Annotated in this window: 16 protein-coding genes; 5 read left to right on the top strand and 11 right to left on the bottom strand. The window is 32.9% G+C overall.

Annotated features, from left to right (window positions below; genetic code table 11):
• The first annotated feature begins 8 nt into the window (after positions 1-8).
• A complete protein-coding gene (cybH, locus tag FBF02_RS06200) occupies positions 9-701 on the top strand; it encodes a Ni/Fe-hydrogenase, b-type cytochrome subunit (RefSeq protein ID WP_002853164.1) in 693 nt (230 codons plus the stop codon).
• A complete protein-coding gene (locus tag FBF02_RS06195) occupies positions 698-1,234 on the top strand; it encodes a HyaD/HybD family hydrogenase maturation endopeptidase (protein WP_002859319.1) in 537 nt (178 codons plus the stop codon). The genes cybH and FBF02_RS06195 overlap by 4 nt, the downstream gene beginning before the upstream one ends.
• Here FBF02_RS06195 and recR read toward each other — a convergent pair.
• The 3 genes from recR to FBF02_RS06180 are packed head-to-tail and all read right to left on the bottom strand — an operon-like array spanning position 1,231 to position 3,706.
• Complete coding sequence (recR, locus tag FBF02_RS06190) at positions 1,231-1,803, bottom strand: recombination mediator RecR (protein WP_002853214.1); 573 nt, start codon at positions 1,801-1,803, stop codon at positions 1,231-1,233. The genes FBF02_RS06195 and recR overlap by 4 nt on opposite strands.
• Complete coding sequence (locus tag FBF02_RS06185; protein WP_002857920.1) at positions 1,803-3,038, bottom strand: ArsS family sensor histidine kinase; 1,236 nt, start codon at positions 3,036-3,038, stop codon at positions 1,803-1,805. The genes recR and FBF02_RS06185 overlap by 1 nt, the downstream gene beginning before the upstream one ends.
• Complete coding sequence (locus FBF02_RS06180; protein WP_002853168.1) at positions 3,035-3,706, bottom strand: response regulator transcription factor; 672 nt, start codon at positions 3,704-3,706, stop codon at positions 3,035-3,037. The genes FBF02_RS06185 and FBF02_RS06180 overlap by 4 nt, the downstream gene beginning before the upstream one ends.
• Before the next feature lie 156 nt (positions 3,707-3,862).
• On the opposite strand from FBF02_RS06180, the gene dnaJ reads away from it, so the two are divergent.
• Entirely contained in the window at positions 3,863-4,984 is a 1,122-nt protein-coding gene (dnaJ, locus tag FBF02_RS06175; RefSeq protein WP_002853203.1) for a molecular chaperone DnaJ, read from the top strand.
• Between the two features lie 114 nt (positions 4,985-5,098).
• Here dnaJ and FBF02_RS06170 read toward each other — a convergent pair whose 3' ends face one another.
• Together FBF02_RS06170 and FBF02_RS06165 are read right to left on the bottom strand one after the other, a co-directional pair.
• Positions 5,099-6,373: a major outer membrane protein gene (locus FBF02_RS06170; RefSeq protein ID WP_002858468.1), complete on the bottom strand. Its 1,275-nt coding sequence runs from the start codon at positions 6,371-6,373 to the stop codon at positions 5,099-5,101.
• A gap of 251 nt (positions 6,374-6,624) precedes the next feature.
• Positions 6,625-7,080: a low molecular weight protein-tyrosine-phosphatase gene (locus tag FBF02_RS06165; protein WP_002858269.1), complete on the bottom strand. Its 456-nt coding sequence runs from the start codon at positions 7,078-7,080 to the stop codon at positions 6,625-6,627.
• A gap of 53 nt (positions 7,081-7,133) precedes the next feature.
• On the opposite strand from FBF02_RS06165, the gene FBF02_RS06160 reads away from it, so the two are divergent.
• Together FBF02_RS06160 and FBF02_RS06155 are read left to right on the top strand one after the other, a co-directional pair.
• Positions 7,134-8,318 (top strand): MFS transporter, encoded by a 1,185-nt coding sequence (locus FBF02_RS06160; RefSeq protein WP_002858385.1) that lies wholly within the window; start codon positions 7,134-7,136, stop codon positions 8,316-8,318.
• A 17-nt stretch (positions 8,319-8,335) separates the two neighbouring features.
• Positions 8,336-8,998, top strand: a complete 663-nt coding sequence (locus FBF02_RS06155; protein ID WP_002853237.1) for a DUF4230 domain-containing protein — start codon at positions 8,336-8,338, stop codon at positions 8,996-8,998.
• On the opposite strand, the gene FBF02_RS06150 is transcribed toward FBF02_RS06155, so the two are convergent.
• The 6 genes from FBF02_RS06150 to purD all read right to left on the bottom strand — a co-directional run bounded on the left by FBF02_RS06150 (position 8,995) and on the right by purD (position 15,707).
• The gene (locus tag FBF02_RS06150; RefSeq protein ID WP_002853198.1) at positions 8,995-9,204 is read right to left on the bottom strand and encodes a 4-oxalocrotonate tautomerase family protein; all 210 of its coding nucleotides are present in this window, start codon (positions 9,202-9,204) and stop codon (positions 8,995-8,997) included. The two genes, FBF02_RS06155 and FBF02_RS06150, sit on opposite strands and share 4 nt — an antisense overlap.
• Positions 9,205-9,261: 57 nt before the next feature.
• Complete coding sequence (locus FBF02_RS06145) at positions 9,262-9,744, bottom strand: DNA-deoxyinosine glycosylase (RefSeq protein ID WP_002853175.1); 483 nt, start codon at positions 9,742-9,744, stop codon at positions 9,262-9,264.
• Positions 9,741-11,900 (bottom strand): polyribonucleotide nucleotidyltransferase, encoded by a 2,160-nt coding sequence (locus FBF02_RS06140; protein WP_002853182.1) that lies wholly within the window; start codon positions 11,898-11,900, stop codon positions 9,741-9,743. The genes FBF02_RS06145 and FBF02_RS06140 overlap by 4 nt, the downstream gene beginning before the upstream one ends.
• A gap of 69 nt (positions 11,901-11,969) precedes the next feature.
• Positions 11,970-14,018 (bottom strand): LPS-assembly protein LptD, encoded by a 2,049-nt coding sequence (locus FBF02_RS06135; protein WP_021034306.1) that lies wholly within the window; start codon positions 14,016-14,018, stop codon positions 11,970-11,972.
• Positions 14,008-14,460, bottom strand: coding sequence for an RDD family protein (locus FBF02_RS06130; RefSeq protein ID WP_002853161.1), 453 nt, complete (start codon positions 14,458-14,460; stop codon positions 14,008-14,010). Before FBF02_RS06130 ends, FBF02_RS06135 begins: the two co-directional genes overlap by 11 nt.
• On the bottom strand, positions 14,457-15,707 hold the full coding sequence (purD, locus tag FBF02_RS06125) for a phosphoribosylamine--glycine ligase (protein ID WP_002853212.1): 1,251 nt from the start codon (positions 15,705-15,707) through the stop codon (positions 14,457-14,459). The genes FBF02_RS06130 and purD overlap by 4 nt, the downstream gene beginning before the upstream one ends.
• Between the last annotated feature and the right edge of the window lie 67 nt (positions 15,708-15,774).

Here is a 15,774-nt window from a genome sequence, read left to right as displayed (position 1 = left end):
AGGCTTTCATGCAAAACAAAGAAGAAAAATTGCAAAGAAAAGCTGAATATGAATTTAGCATAGGTTTGCGTTTAACGCACTGGGTAAGAGCTATTGCTATAGTGATTCTTATTGGCACAGGGTATTATCTTTCCTATGTGTTCCAAAGCCCTATTAGTAACGGTGAACCCGTAAATTTTATGCAAGCAAAATACCGCTTAGTACATCAAGCGGTGGGTTTTGTTTTAATCGCTTGTATTATTTTTAAAGTATATTTGTTTTTCTGCGATAAGGTAAGCGCAAAAGAACGCAGAAGTGTATGGGATATTTTTAATATCAAATTATGGATAGAACAAGTAAAATTTTACATTTTCTTAGGAAAACATCCGCATTTAAAAGGGGTTTATAATCCTTTGCAATTTGTAACTTATTTTTTCTTTTATCTTGTGATATTAGGTATCATTCTTACAGGGCTTATTCTTTATACTCATACTTACCATGAGGGCTTAGGTGGGCTTTTATATCATATTTTAAGACCGCTTGAAGCTGCAATGGGCGGTTTGGCCGATGTAAGAACTTATCATAGAATTTTGATGTGGGTAATTATGATTTTTGTGCCAGTACATATTTACATGGCGATTTTTAACGCAGTAAAAGGTAAAGATGGTGCTATGGATGCTATTATTAGCGGATATAAATTTGTAAAAGAAGAACAGCATTGAAATTCTTAGTCCTTGGAATAGGTAATATCATGTTTGCGGATGAAGGCTTAGGCGTTCATCTTTGCAAACAACTTGAAAAAAACTACAAATTCACTCATTCTGAATTTACTTTAGATTTTGTTGATGGTGGAACTTTGGCTTTGCAGCTTAGCTATATCATCGCTCGATACGATAGACTTATCGTTTTAGACTGTATAGAAGCGCAAGGTGCGAGTATAGGAGATGTATTTTTCTTTCCTTATGATGCTATGCCTAATAAAATTAGCTGGAGTGGAAGTGCCCATGAAATAGAAATGCTTCAAACCTTACAATACATGGAACTTGCAGGAGATTTGCCTAAAACACACATCTTAGCTTGTGTGCCAAAGCGTATTGAAGCGATGAGTTTTAAGCTTTCAGATGAGCTTATACAAGGAGCTAAAATCATGGAAAAAACTTTACTTGATTTTTTAAGCAAGGAAGGTTTTGCTTATGAAAAGATTGCGGATTTTTCTTTGCAAGAATTAGCCGATATTTCTTATAAAAATTACTAAATTTTTGTTCTAAAATTCATAGCTTTATTTAAAGAGATTAAATCCACATTTTCTAAATTTACACCACTTGGAATTCCTTGAGCGATTTTACTAAAAGTTAGGTTTAAGCCTTTAAATTTATCCTCTATAAAAAAGATGGTTGCATCAGAATTAATGCTATGTGTCAATGCAAAAATGAGCTCAGAGATATTTAGCTTAAGTATGATTTGCTTTAGTTTTTCAAGTTTTTCTTCATTTAACTCATCTAAAACAAAATATAGCCCATTGTAACTTTGACTCTCTTCGAGTGTTAGTATATCTTTTGGGCTTTCAACTATACATAAAATGTTTTTATTTCTTTCTTTATCGCTACAAATTTCGCAAAGCTCATTTTCGCTTAAAGCACCGCATTGCTCACAAGGTTTTATAAAGCGGATAGCATTTTCTATATTGTGTGCGAGTTTCATACCATCGATTTGATTATTTATGCAAAGGTGATAAGCAAGCCTTATGGCGGTTTTTTTTCCTATGGTAGGTAAATTTGCAAAACTTTCAACAAGTTCATTGAATTTTTCCAGGCCTTTTACCATTATTTTTCTTTATCTCCAAAGAAAATTTTAAAGCAATGCTTTCCATCATCATAAAAATAAATCAAATCAAAATTATGCAGTTTACATACCTCTGAAACTATATAAAGTCCTAGTCCCATACCTTTGACTTGATTGTGTTTTTCTCTTGTAAAAGCTTCAAGATAATGCTCTATAGGCTCTGCTAAAGGTTTGCCTGGATTTTTAATGGTAAAACATTCTTTACAACAAAAAAGCTCACAAGTGCCATTGTTTGAGTATTTTAAGGCATTATCGATAAGATTTTTTAAAATTACAGAGAAAATTTCCATATCAACATTGATTAAAGCGTCATATCTTATATCGACTTTTACAACTTTATTAAAATCATCTATCATAAGGTGTTCTTTAGCTTCTTCAAGTATAGTGCTAAAACGACTAGGTTTAAAGTGTAAGTTGTAGTTTTTTGAAAATAAATTTTCGATTTTGGCAAATTCATTGATCAAAGAATCCATGCGTAAAAATATAGCGATAAGTCTTTCTTTTTGTCTGTCTTCTTTGATCATTTCAGAAATGATTCTCCCTTTTCCTATAGGGGTTTTTAACTCATGCATGATTGTTCTTAGGAAAAGTTGTCTTGATTGGATTAATTCTTGGTTTTTCTTGAAAGCTTTTTGAAATTCAAAGGCGATCTTGCCTACTTCATCTTCTTGATAGTCTAGAAAATCAGGTTGTTCCCCATTTGCAACTTCGGCAACTTGTCTTCTTAATTTTTTTAAAGGTTCTAAGGATTTTAATACAGAAAAATACATAAAAACAACCAACAAAGAAAAAGAGAAAAATCCTATCAATAAAAGATTATAAACCCTATCACTAGTATTTTCTTCATACAAGCCATCAAAATCTTTACATTGAACATCAAAATAAAGATTGCTATGATATTTTAAAGAAGAAAGAGTACAAAGCTCTCCGCCTGCTTTAAAAAGTGATTGTCCATTATTTCTTATAGCTTTTACAAGATTGGGATTTTGTATAGCGTTAAAACCGCTGTTTCCAAGATAAGCTCCTATTTCAACACCTGAAGTGTTTTCATAGGAGATGAGTAAATTTTTTATAAGATTTTCTTGTTTTAAACTTTCTTCTTCATTATAGGTATTCCCTTCTATTTTTAAAAGAACGATAAAAAGCACACAAACCAAGAAAAAAGTAACAACAAATAAAATAATCAGTTTGGTATGAATAGAATAATTTTTTGTCATCCTATCAGTTTATATCCTATACCTCTAACAGAAAAAATATGTTTTGGAGATTTTGAACTATCTCCTATTTTTACCCTTAAGCGACCGATGATAACATCAAGGCTTTTAGAATCTTTATCTTTTAGATTTTTACAGCGACTTACAAGCTGTTCTCTTGAAACACTATATCCGTGTTGTTGGATAAGGTATTCTAAAATTTCAAATTCAGCAGGAGTAAGTGTTAAAACCTTATCTTCATAGGTGATCTCATGTCTTCTTTCATCAATTTTGAAAGCAGAGTTAATATTTTCATTATTAGTGTGTTCAACTCTTTTTGTGCGACGAATAAGACTCATAATCCTTGCATACATTTCTTTTGGATCGTAAGGCTTTGGTAGATAATCATCAGCACCGATTTGAAGCCCCACAACTTTATCGCTTAAGTCACCTCTAGCCGATGAGATGATAATAGGAATATTGCTTTTTTGTCGGATTTCTCTACAAACTTCAAGACCATCAATTCCAGGTAAAGTTAAATCTAAAATCAGACAATCATAGCCTTGAATACCCACATTTAAAGCACTTTTAGGATTTTCAAAATTTGTGATTTTAATATTAAATTGCGCTAAATATTCAGATAATAATTGTGCAAAGTCAGGATCATCTTCTATCATCAACACATTAATCATTCTAGTGTCCTTGTAAATTTTTATGTAGTCTTTAAAATCTTTACATAATTTTATTTAAAATTTGATAAATTATTGATTTTATTTTTGCTAAAATTATATTTTTGAATTTTTAAAATTAAAATTCTAGTAAAATTTTAAATTTTTTAAAGGAATAATGTGGAAATAAGTTATTATGAAATTCTTGAAATCACGCAAAATGCTGATAAAGAAACCATAAAAAAAGCCTATAGAAAAATGGCTTTAAAATATCATCCTGATAGAAACCAAGGTGATAAAGAAGCAGAAGATAAATTCAAGCTTGTTAATGAAGCCTATGAAGTTTTAAGCAATGATGAAAAGCGAGCTATTTATGATAGATACGGAAAAGATGCTTTAAAAGGCGGTGGATTTGGTTCTAGTAGCTCAGGTTTTGGTGGTTTTGAGGATTTAGGAGATATATTTTCTAGTTTTTTTGGAGAAGGCTTTGGCTCATCGCGTCGTAGAAAAAGTTCAAATGATGAGAAAATCCCTTCAGATTTTATCGTTAATTTAAAATTAAGTTTTAAAGAAGCGGTTTTTGGTTGTAAGAAAAATATAGACTTTACTTATAAATGCTCTTGTAAAACTTGTAATGGAACAGGGGCTAAAGATGGAAAGCTTCAAACTTGTCCAAAGTGTCAAGGTAGAGGACAGGTTGGGGTTTCTCAAGGTTTTATCACTTTTGCACAAACTTGCCCTGATTGTCAAGGAATTGGAGAAAAAGCTAGTGAAAAATGTAGTGATTGTAAAGGTTTGGGTTATAATGAAAGCAAAGATAGTGTCGAGCTTAATATCCCAGAAGGTGTAGATACAGGTATGAAGCTTCGTGTCAATGCTAAAGGTAATATCTTAAAAAATGGTACTAGAGGGGATATGTATGTTAAGATCATCGCCGCTGAAGATGATACTTTTATCAGAGATGATGATGATATATATATAGAATTTCCAGTGTTTTTTACTCAAGCTATCTTAGGAGAGAGTATAAAAGTACCCACCATACGCGGTGAAGCGACCTTAAATTTACCAAAGGGTGCTAAAGATGGACAAAGATTTGTTCTTGAAAAAGAAGGGGTAAAAGATGTTCATAGTTCTCGCATGGGAAATCAAATCGTTCAAATTTCTATCAAATTCCCAACTTCTTTAAACGATGAACAAAAAGAACTTTTAGAAAAACTAAGTGAAAGTTTTGGCATCAAAGATGGTATGCATCAAGAGCAAAAAGGGCTTTTTGAAAAAATCACTAATTGGTTTAAGTCTTAATTTTCCTAAAGCGTTTTAGCTTGGGAAAATTTTTTATATAAATTTAAGTTTTAAAAATCAGGCATAAAAAAAGGCGGAGCAAAACCCCGCCTTGAAGTTAGACTTGAAAGCTTCTTAGAATTTGTAAAGAGCTTGAAGTCTTACAGTGCTATGATCAGCACTTTCATTAGTGTTTACACCTTGATCTAGGTTCACATAAGAATAGAATGCTGAGAAGTTAAGTTTTGGAGAGTATTTGTAATCTACTCTTGCAACAGCTTCAAGTTTTTTACCACCACCTAAATGATTAGCAGCTTCTGTTTTTGTTCCACCATATACGAAGTCAGCACCAACGCGAACTGTTTCGTTGAAAGTATATCCACCAGTTACATAACCGAAGATATTTCTACCAGTATCACCATTTAGTCTTGAACCAGTAGTATAGAAAATTTCCTCACCTGCAAGTAAAGAACCAAGATTACCTTGATCTTCGATTACAACTGTAGAAGCTTTTTCTTTATCACCGTAGTATAAACCACCAAGGCTAGCATCCCAACCATTTACTTCAATGCTACCTTTTAAAGCAAATAAATTGCCATTAGCGTGTGTTTTATCATCAAGTTCGCTATCAAGGCTATTTCCTAAGTAAGCACCTTCAAGTGTCCAGTTGATTCCATCAAAGATAGTTGTACTATAAGCTGCATCTACAGCATAGAAGAATGCTACTTGATCCCAGTAAGCTAACCATAATTGTGGGTTGAATTGTCCACCAGCAAGATCATAAGAACCTACAGCAGCAGCACCGTAAAGATTTCCTACTGAATCTACTTTAAAAGGAACTTGATTTGATGTTGTTGAAATATTACTATGTCCTAATAAATCTGCACCTTGCTCTGCAGCCATGAAGCTATCTGCAGCAAAAGCAGCTAGAGTTAAACCATCGATGCTGTTATTTACTACTTTAACACCTGTGCCAACTAAACCATCAATAGCGTTATCCGTCCAGATAAGGTTTAATTGTTGTTTACCAGCGATTACACTTGTAGCAACATCTTCATTTGTATAAGTTAAGTATAATTGACGAACAAAAAGTCCTTTTTCGGCATTTGTTACGTTATCAACACCAGTGCCACCATCAACAGCGTTGTAGTCAAACTGAATGAAAGCTTTGAAGTTATCAGCTATAGCAGCACCGAAGTTAACTTGTGCTCTATATTTGTGATCTTGTTTGTTGTTGTTTAAATTTGAGTTGTTAACGAAATTTTTATCAAAATTACCTGTATCGTATCTGTATCTTAATACACCTGATACATCAACATCTTTGATCGCTTCTTCAAGTGGAGTAGCGTTAGCTGCTGAAAAAGCACCTGCAGCAAGAGCTGCAACTAAACTAAGTTTAACTAGTTTCATGAGAATTCTCCTTGTCAAAAATTAATAAAACATCGTAATTGTAGCACATAAATTTGGAGTTTTTTCTTAAGAAGCACTTAAAATAGTAAAAATTTTAAATCCGAAGGATAAAAACATCTAAAGAAAAGCCTAGCTAAAGGGATTTAAGCTAGGCGTGTAATTTTAAGGAGTTTTTCTTATGAATGTTTTTCGGTTCGTTTAGAAGTATAAGCCTAAAAAGTAAACAAGAAGTAATATATAGTTGTTTTAAATTATTTTGATAAAAAAACAAGTAAATTTTTACAAGCTAGGGATAAAATTTTATAAGTTTCATCAAAATTCCCACTATACCAAGGATCAGGGACTTCATCGTAGTTTAGACTAGGGCTAAAATCAGTGATTTTTAAAACTTTGTTTTGGGTGTTGGTGAAGTTTTTTAAAACATTTTTGAAGTTAGAATTGTCCATGGTGATTAAAAAATCGCTTTCATCGCAAAGCTTTTGAGTGAGTTTTTTGCTTGTGAAGTTTTTGTGTTCTATGTTAAGTTGAGTAAGCTTGTTTTTGGTGCCATAGTGCATACCTTCTCCATCGTGTTCTCCTGAAGTTCCAGCACTGCTTATAAAAAATTCTTTTTCTAAATTTGCTTTTTTGACAAGATCTTTCATGATAAATTCTGCCATAGGCGAACGGCATATATTGCCTAAGCATATAAAGAGTATTTTTTTCATTTTTATCCTTGAGTTTTAATTAAAAATTATAAAAAATATCATACAATAAATCCATGGAAAATTTCAATAGAACTTTGCTTGTGTGTTGGTTTGGTGTTTTTACCACAAGTATGGGGCTTAGTCAAATCGCTCCGATTTTGCCTTTTTATATCAAAGAACTAGGACATGTTGATACGAGTGAAATAGCGTTTTACTCAGGGCTTGCTTTTGGGATCACTCCACTTTTTATGGCTGTTTTTTCACCTTTGTGGGCTTTTTTGGGTGCAAAGTATGGTTATAAAAATATGCTTCTTCGTGCAAGTTTTGGGATGTCGGTTTTAACCTTATGGCTTAGCTTTGCTCATAGTGCTTTAGAAGTAGTTTTTGTGCGGGGTTTAACAGGGATAATTTCGGGTTTTACTTCTGCTGCTGTTGTGTTTATCGCTGTGATAGCACCTAAAGAAAAAGTGGCTTATGCTTTAGGAACTCTTTCTACGGCTTCTATAAGTGGAAGTTTGCTTGGGCCTTTGTTTGGTGGCTTTGTGGCTGAATTTTTTAGTATTAGTACGGTTTTTGATATGGTGGCTTTTTTGATCGCTTGTTCTTTTGTGACGATTTATTTTTTCATCCATGAGAGAAAAATTCAAAAAGAGGCGAAGAAAAATACTCAAAAAGTGAAAGAAAACAAAACCCTTATTATCGTTCTTTTTATCACTACTTTTGTGATACAATTTGGTACTTTTGGAGTGATGCCGATTTTAAGTATCTATGTTGAGCAAATTCATCAAGGTGGAAATTTGGCTCTTTGGGCGGGTATAGTAGTGGCTGCAAGTGGGATTAGCAATCTTTTTTTCGCACCAAAACTTGGAAAAATCGCCGATAAGATAGGGCCTAGTAAGATTATTTTTGGAGCTTTGATATTTTGTGGAATTTGCTTTTACTTGCAGGCTGTAGCAAGTAATGTTTATACGCTTATTTTCGTGCGTTTACTTATAGGTGTAGGACTTGGAGGGCTTTTGCCTTGTGTGAATGCCTTGCTTAAAAAAAGTGTGAGTGCTAAAAATTTAAGTGTGATTTTTGGTTTTAATCAAACTTGTCAATTTTTGGGAAATTTTTGCGGTGCTTTTGGCGGAGGGCTTATGGCTTCTCATTTTAGCGTGGAATTTGTTTTTACTTTTGTGTGTTTGATTTTTATCATTAATGCTTTTATTTTCTTGGCGTTTGAGAAAAAATATATCTTTTCAAATCAAGGTTTATAAATTTAGAAAGGTTTAAAATGGAAATGATTTTATTTGTTTTAGTGATGATTTTACTTGTGCTTTTGTTTGTAGTGCTTTTTAGGCAGTATAAAAGCCCTAAAATAGAAGAAAAAAGCACGCAAAGTTTTAGCGATATCATGCAACTTAAATCCATAGGAGAATTAAGTGTTTTTCAAGTTTTTAGTAAAGAGATTGTCACTAAAAAAGATAGCGCTTTTAATGGAATTTGGAAAAATCTTTTAGGATGGTCTTTGAGTGAAAGACAGATTGCTTTGATTTTTGAATTTGAGATCACTTTCTTGTATGATTTAAGGGATAAAAACTTTGATATTTTGCCTTTAGGGGACGATGCTTATAAGATCATCATGCCAGAGTGTAGATACAAACACAGCATCATAGATATGAAATTTTATGATGAAAAAAATGCTAAATTTTTACCTTTTTTACTGCCTGATTCTATCAATAGTACGGGGATTAGTTTTAGTGAAAGTGATAAAAACAAACTCATAAAAGAAGCCAAAGATGAGGTTAAAGACTTGTCTTTAAATCTTATCCAAAATTTAGAAAGCAAAATCCATAAAAGTGCTAAGGATACTTTAGAAGCTATTGCTAAAGGTTTTGGGGCTAAGAGAGTGGAATTTGAATTTAAGGATAACACACAAAAGCTAGATGTAAGTTAGCTTTTTTCTTTTCTTGCTTGGGTAATGCTTTTTCCACCTAGTCCGTAATTATCCGTATCGATTTCATCGATAATTACCACAGTCGAGCTTTTATTTTTGTTTAAAACCTTAGCAAGTAAATCCGTTACTCCTGCGATAAGCTCTTGTTTTTGTTCTGTTGTAGGTTCTCCGTTTTCTTTGGTGATGCGTATATTTACAAAAGGCATTTTTAACTCCTTAAATTTTTATAATTATTCTAAAATCTAAAAAATTAAAATATTCTTTTATTTTGTAAATTTTTTGATTATTTCATAGTTTTGTAAAAGCTGTTCAAAAGAAAAATTTAAATTTGCAGGAGAAGTTGAGGGTAGGGCTATGGCTTCTAAGCGAGGGTGGAATTTAACAAAAAATCTATAAGCACTTTGTCCTGTAGTAAAAATGGCTTGAATTTTGGTTTGAGAAAGGATTAGGTTTAAATCATTGGCTTTTGCATAACTTATTGTTTTATCATCTGAATTTTTTATCTTGCAACTTTGAAGTACATCCCAAAGAGCGATATGTTTTTTTCTTAAAAAGGCTTGTTGTTCTGTGATATTTTCTAATTTTGCATTAAAAAGTGTTTCTAGTATAGGCCAAAAACGATTTCTTGGGTGTTGATAATAAAAGCCATCTTGTCTTGATTTAATAGAAGGAAAAGATCCTAAAATTAAGATTTTAGAATCTTTGTCAAAAAAAGGCTCAAAAGGATGAGTTAAAAATTCACTCACTCGCACAAATCCACAGAAATTTTTCCGTTTTTAATTTCGCTGATTTTCACCTTTAAACTTTGGTTTTCGCTTAAATTAAGATGCTTGATTTTTGAACTATGCAATAAACCATCAACACCATTTTTAAGTTCCACAAAGGCTCCAAAAGGAGCGATTTTTTTAACAATACCTTGAAATTCTTGCCCAAGTTCAAAGCCTGATATATCTTTGTCTTTAGGGCCTTTTTTAGTTCCTTTTTGAGAGCTTGTGATGTTTATGATGTAGTCTTTTGCGGCTTTGATTTGCTCGTTTTGACTACCTGCTATTTTTACTTCACCTTTTTCGCGATCTAAGTCTATAGAAACGCCAAATTTTTCTACGATTTCTTTGATGGTTTTTCCGGCTTGTCCTATGATATCAACGATTTTTGAAGGATCAACGCTAAAAAGCTCAAGTTTAGGTAAAACTTCTTCATTGACTATGATTTCTTTGGCGGCTTCTTCCATGATATTTAGAATGTGAATTCTTCCTTCTTTGGCTTGGTATAAAGCTTGTTTTAGTATTTCTTGATCGATTCCACCTAGTTTTATATCCATTTGAAGAGCAGTAACGCCGTCTTTGCTTCCTGCTACTTTAAAGTCCATATCCCCATCATGATCTTCAAGTCCCATGATATCTGTTAAAACAGCATACTTGTTATCTTCAAAGATAAGCCCCATGGCTACTCCTGCAACAAGTTTTAAGCTTGGCACTCCTGCTGCTTTTAAGGCTAAAGATCCGCCACAAACCGTTGCCATGGAACTTGAGCCATTGCTTTCTAAAATTTCACTGACTAAGCGGATTACATAAGGATAGTTTTCATCCACACTTGGATAAAGTGCTCTTTTGGCTAAATTTCCATGTCCTAGTTCTCTTCTTCCTGGAGCTTTGATAGGACTTGCTTCGCCTACTGAAAAACCTGGAAAATTATAATTTACCATAAAGCGTTCGCTTATAGGATTTTTTTCTGTAAGCAAGTCTATCATTTGAGAATCGTTTTCTCCGCCTAAGGTTGCAACCACTAGGGCTTGAGTTTGTCCACGAGTGAAAAGACAAGAACCATGAGCGTTTGGTAAGATGTTGGTTTCTATACTAATAGGACGAACCTCGTTTAAACTTCTACCATCAGCTCTTTTGCCTTCATTTAAAATTTGCTCACGAATAAGTTTGCGTTTGACTTTAGCTAAGGTATTTAAGACACTTTCTTCGCTCCAGTCTTTAGTGATTTCAAGATTTAAAATTTCTTTAGCGATTTTATTTAGTTCGCTTGCTCTTTCGCTTTTTGCCATTTGATTGATGGCTTCTTTGATTTGTTTTTGGAAATTATTTTCTATAAAAGCTAAAATTTCAGGATGTTCAATCTCATTTTTTAGTTCGATTTGAGAATTTTTTTTGTGTTTGCTAAAGGCTTCTTCATAAGCATTTGAACCATTTAATATAGCTTTTTGAGCTAAATTTAGAGCTTCTAAAATTTCATCTTCGCTAAGTTCATTCATATTTTGTGAAGTGGTTTGAGTTAAAACATCGGCATAAGGAGCTTCGATAAAGATTTCATTTTCTTTTTGATCAGGTAAGGCTCTCATTTCTATCATCAAAAGCTCATCTTTTACACCTGCTACATAGAGATCTAGGGTGCTATTTTGAAGCTCTTCATTGTTTGGATTGAGTATGAAATTTCCATCTATCTTTCCTATACGCACGCCACATACTGGAGCTTTCATAGGTATATCACTAAGATAAAGTGCCACGCTTGCGGCATTTAAGCTCATTACTTGTAAATCTACTTTAGGATCAGCTGAGAGAACCATCACAACGATTTGAGTCGGATAAGCATAGCCTTTTGGAAAAAGAGGGCGTAAGCTTCTATCAATAATGCGTGCTGTTAAGGTTTCTGCATCGCTTGGCTTGGTTTCTCTTTTGACATAACCACCAGGGATTTTTCCTGCGGCATAAGCTTTTTCGATGTATTGGACGGTTAGAGGTAAAAAATCTTCTTCAACTTGTTTTTCTTCTCTTGCAACTGTAGCTAGAACAACGCTTTTGCCTTGTCTCATTAAAACAGCACCGGCAGCTTGTTTGGCGACTTTGTCTATATCAAATATTTCTGTATTTTTGTTAATTTCTATGCTGTATTGCATTATTTTTCCTTTTTTACCAGATAATAAATTCGTAAAATTTTTTAAAATATTTAGCAAATTTCATCCTTTTTAAATTTTGTTTTCACTTTCTGCTAAAGAGAAATCGTATTTTACTCCTCCTAAAGGATAGAAGTTGAAAATAAAATAAACTCCGCTTTGATTTTTAGCTGTGATGCCACCACTTGTGAGTTGTGGATCGATTCTTTCTCTATACATTAAAGAATAGTTCCAACATTTTCTTTGGTAGGTATAGCCAAGTTCCCACATGTTTGCATGAGCTCTTTGAGTATCAAACCAAATTCCACCAAATAAATTGTAATTAGGTGTGGCAATATAATTTGCTCTTGTACCAATAAAGCTATATTTTCCATACTCATCGTTTTGATAAGCATGAGAAAACATCCAATTAAATTTTGAATTTGTATTGACTTCTATTTGGCTGATGACATTGGTAAAGCGACTTTGCTCATAAGAGTAAAGCACTTCGCTGTTGAGATTGATGTTTTCATTAAAATAATAAGTTAAAAGATTTTCAAGTTCATAGAATTCATTTTGTTTATTGAGATAGTCAAGTGAAATTCTGTGTTTGAGTTTTTTTTGTCCTTCGTTGTTATAGAAATATTGCACAGTATAAAGACTTGTATGTTCGTTTTCTTTGTCGTATTCTTCAAGATAATCTTGCGTGATTTTACCTGATTTTGCTCCTGGTAAAATGTAATTCACCCCTAAATTTAAAGTATGAAAGAAATTTTCATAAGCTTTTGAAAGATCGGTGTAGAGATTAAAATCATGAGTGTTTCTGAAATAATGCTCATGGTTTCTTTCAGGATCGTTGCTATAATTTACAAAAGAAGCATAAAATCTTTCTGTAAAAGTAAAGTGTAAAAAGTCTCCAAAAAAAGCGTTGTGATACGAGATAGGCAAGTCTAAATTTAGCTCATTTGCATAAGAACCAGCAGGTCGGTAAAAATTATGAAATGAAGCATCAAATGAATAACGCAAGCGTTCATCAAAAAGGTTATTTAAAAATCTATGATATTGAAAGCTTGGATATTCTTGTAAGGTTGTATTGTTGCTAAGTTTAGATGTGTCGATATAATATCTTGCATAAGCTCCGTAAAAATTGTTTTCATCAGCTAAAAAATAATTGATTTTGGAGGTTATAAGCGAGTTAAGATCTCGATAATCCCTACTTCCTAAATTTAAATAATCCACATCGTTGAGATAGGTTGCATCTATCCATAGACCTTCTTGAAAATTATCACTGAGTAAAGATTTGATTAAATCATCTCTTGAGTATTTTAGTTCTATTCCATAGTGGGTTTGATTTTTCAAATTTTCATCGTGAAAATAGGAGCTATTTTCCCTAAAAGCACCAAAATTTAATTCTCCTGTTGAATATGGAGAATCAAGAAATCTTAAAGTAGAATAAAGTCCAAAACCACGGTTTGTTCGAATTTGTGGATCAAGTTCTAAATCCCAATTTTCTTGAGTGGCTATATAAATAGGTTGTTCATAGTATAAGCCTTCGCTACTTTTTAAAACGATTTTTGGGATTAAAAGCCCGCTTTGTCTATGAGTATCAGCGCTAAATCCAAAATAAGGTAGATAAAAAACTGGGGTATTTTTAACATATAATCTTGCATTGTAAAGATGAACAAAATTGGTTTCCCGGTTAAGCCAGCCTTTTGAAAAACGAATTTCCCAATCAGGATCTTCAACATTGCAGCTTGAAACTGCTGAAACTTTGCTTTCAAAGACTTTATCATTTAGATGGCTTGTTTTGCTTTGAAACCATACTTCAAGATTGTTATTGGAAAAGAAAAAATTACTAAAATCGGCTTGATTGGAATTTAGGTTGATTTTAGCATAATCAGAATGTGATCTTTCGTTTTGTCCCCTTAGGATGTTAACATCGCCAAAAAGCTCAACATCTCCGGTTTTTTCATTGTAAATTGCTTTATTGGCAGTGATGAAATAAAAATCAGAAAAAATAATAACATCATTGTTCGCAGTAAGAATATCACCTTCTTTTTTTGCATCAAGAGCGTAAATATCAACTTGTGCTGCATTTAAAGCTATGCTAGTTCCTAGCAATAGGGAAAATTTACGCCACATCGACTACTATTGTCCTTGCTAGATAATCCTCCCAAGCTTTGCGTAAATCATTGCTTAAAGCCCAAGCAAATCCAAGCATAAACGCCATAGCACTAACTTGTCTTACGGCAGACCTGATGCAACTTTGAATGAGATTGGGTTTATCAAGAAGATTTTCATCCAAGATGATAATTTTGCATAATATTTTTCCCAAACTTGCCCCATAAAGATAAGTAAAAATTGCTTGATAACTAAAATGAAGCAAGATGAAGCCAAGGTAAAAATTTCCTACAATTTGAGTTGTTTCAAATAAATCTTTTGCTTGGATTAGACGATCATAAAAAATGATAAACACAATCAAAGAAATAACCATATCATCGATTAAAAAAGCTAGAACTCTTTTTCCAAAACTTGCTATTTTTAGATTTTCACGCTCTAAGCGGTCTTGTAAATTTTCTTTCATTTCAGAACCTGATGAGCGATGTCTTTTCTGTATTGTTTTCCTTTGAAATTTACATTATCACAAAGTTTATAAGCATTTTTTTGCGCTTCTTCTATACTTTTTCCTGTGCCAACGCAAACTAAAACTCTTCCACCATCAGCCATTAATTTGCCATCTTCTAGGCTTACTCCAGCATAAGAAATATGAGAGTTTTCTGGAATGTTATTTACAGTAATTTCGCTTTTTGGTGAACTTTTGTAAGGATAGTTTTCACTTGCGCATACAACCCCTACTGCAAATTCTTTTTTGATTTTGATTTTTGAGTGTCTTAAGCGTCTTTGAGTAGCAGCTAAAATAAGCTCTAAAGGATCTTCGATTAAAGGCATTAAAACTTCACATTCAGGATCGCCAAAGCGAACGTTAAATTCTAATACGTAAGGTTTATTTCCAACGATCATAGCACCTATAAATAAAACACCACAAAATTCCGCTCCTTCTTTTTTCATACCTGCTAAAGTTGGTAAAATAATATCTTTTTGAACTTTTCTAAGCAAGCTTTCATTCGCCAAAGAGCTAGGAGCGTAAGCACCCATTCCACCAGTATTTGGCCCTTGATCATTATCGAGTAATTTTTTGTGATCTTGTGCTGCAGGAAGTAAAACAAAATCATTGCCATCACATACTGCAAAAATGCTTAATTCATAACCATCTAAAAATTCTTCAATTACAACGAGTTTTCCAGCATCTCCAAAGCTTTCTCCGCTCAGCATTTTAGCTGTTTCTTCTATGGCTTCTTCATGAGTTTTAGCTATGATAACACCTTTTCCTGCGCAAAGTCCATCGGCTTTTACTACTATAGGAGGGGTTAAACTATATATAAAATTTTTTGCTTTTTCAATGTCATTTGTGTTTAAAAATTTGGCTGTTTTGATACGGTATTTTTTAAGAAAGCTTTTCATAAAAGATTTTGAGGTTTCAAGCATTGCAGCAGCTTTACTTGGCCCAAAAATAGCAAGTCCTTGTTGTTTAAAAATATCTACAACCCCTTCAGCTAAAAAACTTTCACTTCCTACTATACAAAGATCAAAACCTTTTTCTTTTGCATAGGTTGCTAAAACTACTGGATCTTTTAGGTTTAAATTTGTTCCAAGACTTTCGGTAGCGCCATTTCCAGGAGCAAAATAAAACTCTAAATTTTTGTCTACTCTTCTTAAGGCTAAAGCAATAGAATATTCTCTTGCACCACTACCCAAAATCATTATTTTCATTTATATCTCCTTTTAAACCCAAACAGCCGTTTAACAAAGATTGACCCCAAAAAGTCAAAGAAAACCG

It is taken from the genome of Campylobacter sp. CFSAN093226, from assembly GCF_012897595.1.
Lineage (GTDB): Bacteria > Campylobacterota > Campylobacteria > Campylobacterales > Campylobacteraceae > Campylobacter_D > Campylobacter_D jejuni.
The sequence above is the reverse complement of the archived record's forward strand: the minus strand, read 5'-3'. Positions and strand labels throughout refer to the sequence as shown.

Coding starts and splice junctions, on each gene's coding strand:
- cybH (WP_002853164.1), top strand. CDS start 9: ATGCAAAACAAAGAAGAAAAATTGCAAAGAAAAGCTGAATATGAATTT.
- recR (WP_002853214.1), bottom strand. CDS start 1,803: ATGGTAAAAGGCCTGGAAAAATTCAATGAACTTGTTGAAAGTTTTGCA.
- FBF02_RS06185 (WP_002857920.1), bottom strand. CDS start 3,038: ATGACAAAAAATTATTCTATTCATACCAAACTGATTATTTTATTTGTT.
- FBF02_RS06180 (WP_002853168.1), bottom strand. CDS start 3,706: ATGATTAATGTGTTGATGATAGAAGATGATCCTGACTTTGCACAATTA.
- FBF02_RS06170 (WP_002858468.1), bottom strand. CDS start 6,373: ATGAAACTAGTTAAACTTAGTTTAGTTGCAGCTCTTGCTGCAGGTGCT.
- FBF02_RS06165 (WP_002858269.1), bottom strand. CDS start 7,080: ATGAAAAAAATACTCTTTATATGCTTAGGCAATATATGCCGTTCGCCT.
- FBF02_RS06160 (WP_002858385.1), top strand. CDS start 7,134: ATGGAAAATTTCAATAGAACTTTGCTTGTGTGTTGGTTTGGTGTTTTT.
- FBF02_RS06155 (WP_002853237.1), top strand. CDS start 8,336: ATGGAAATGATTTTATTTGTTTTAGTGATGATTTTACTTGTGCTTTTG.
- FBF02_RS06150 (WP_002853198.1), bottom strand. CDS start 9,204: ATGCCTTTTGTAAATATACGCATCACCAAAGAAAACGGAGAACCTACA.
- FBF02_RS06140 (WP_002853182.1), bottom strand. CDS start 11,900: ATGCAATACAGCATAGAAATTAACAAAAATACAGAAATATTTGATATA.
- FBF02_RS06135 (WP_021034306.1), bottom strand. CDS start 14,018: ATGTGGCGTAAATTTTCCCTATTGCTAGGAACTAGCATAGCTTTAAAT.
- FBF02_RS06130 (WP_002853161.1), bottom strand. CDS start 14,460: ATGAAAGAAAATTTACAAGACCGCTTAGAGCGTGAAAATCTAAAAATA.
- purD (WP_002853212.1), bottom strand. CDS start 15,707: ATGAAAATAATGATTTTGGGTAGTGGTGCAAGAGAATATTCTATTGCT.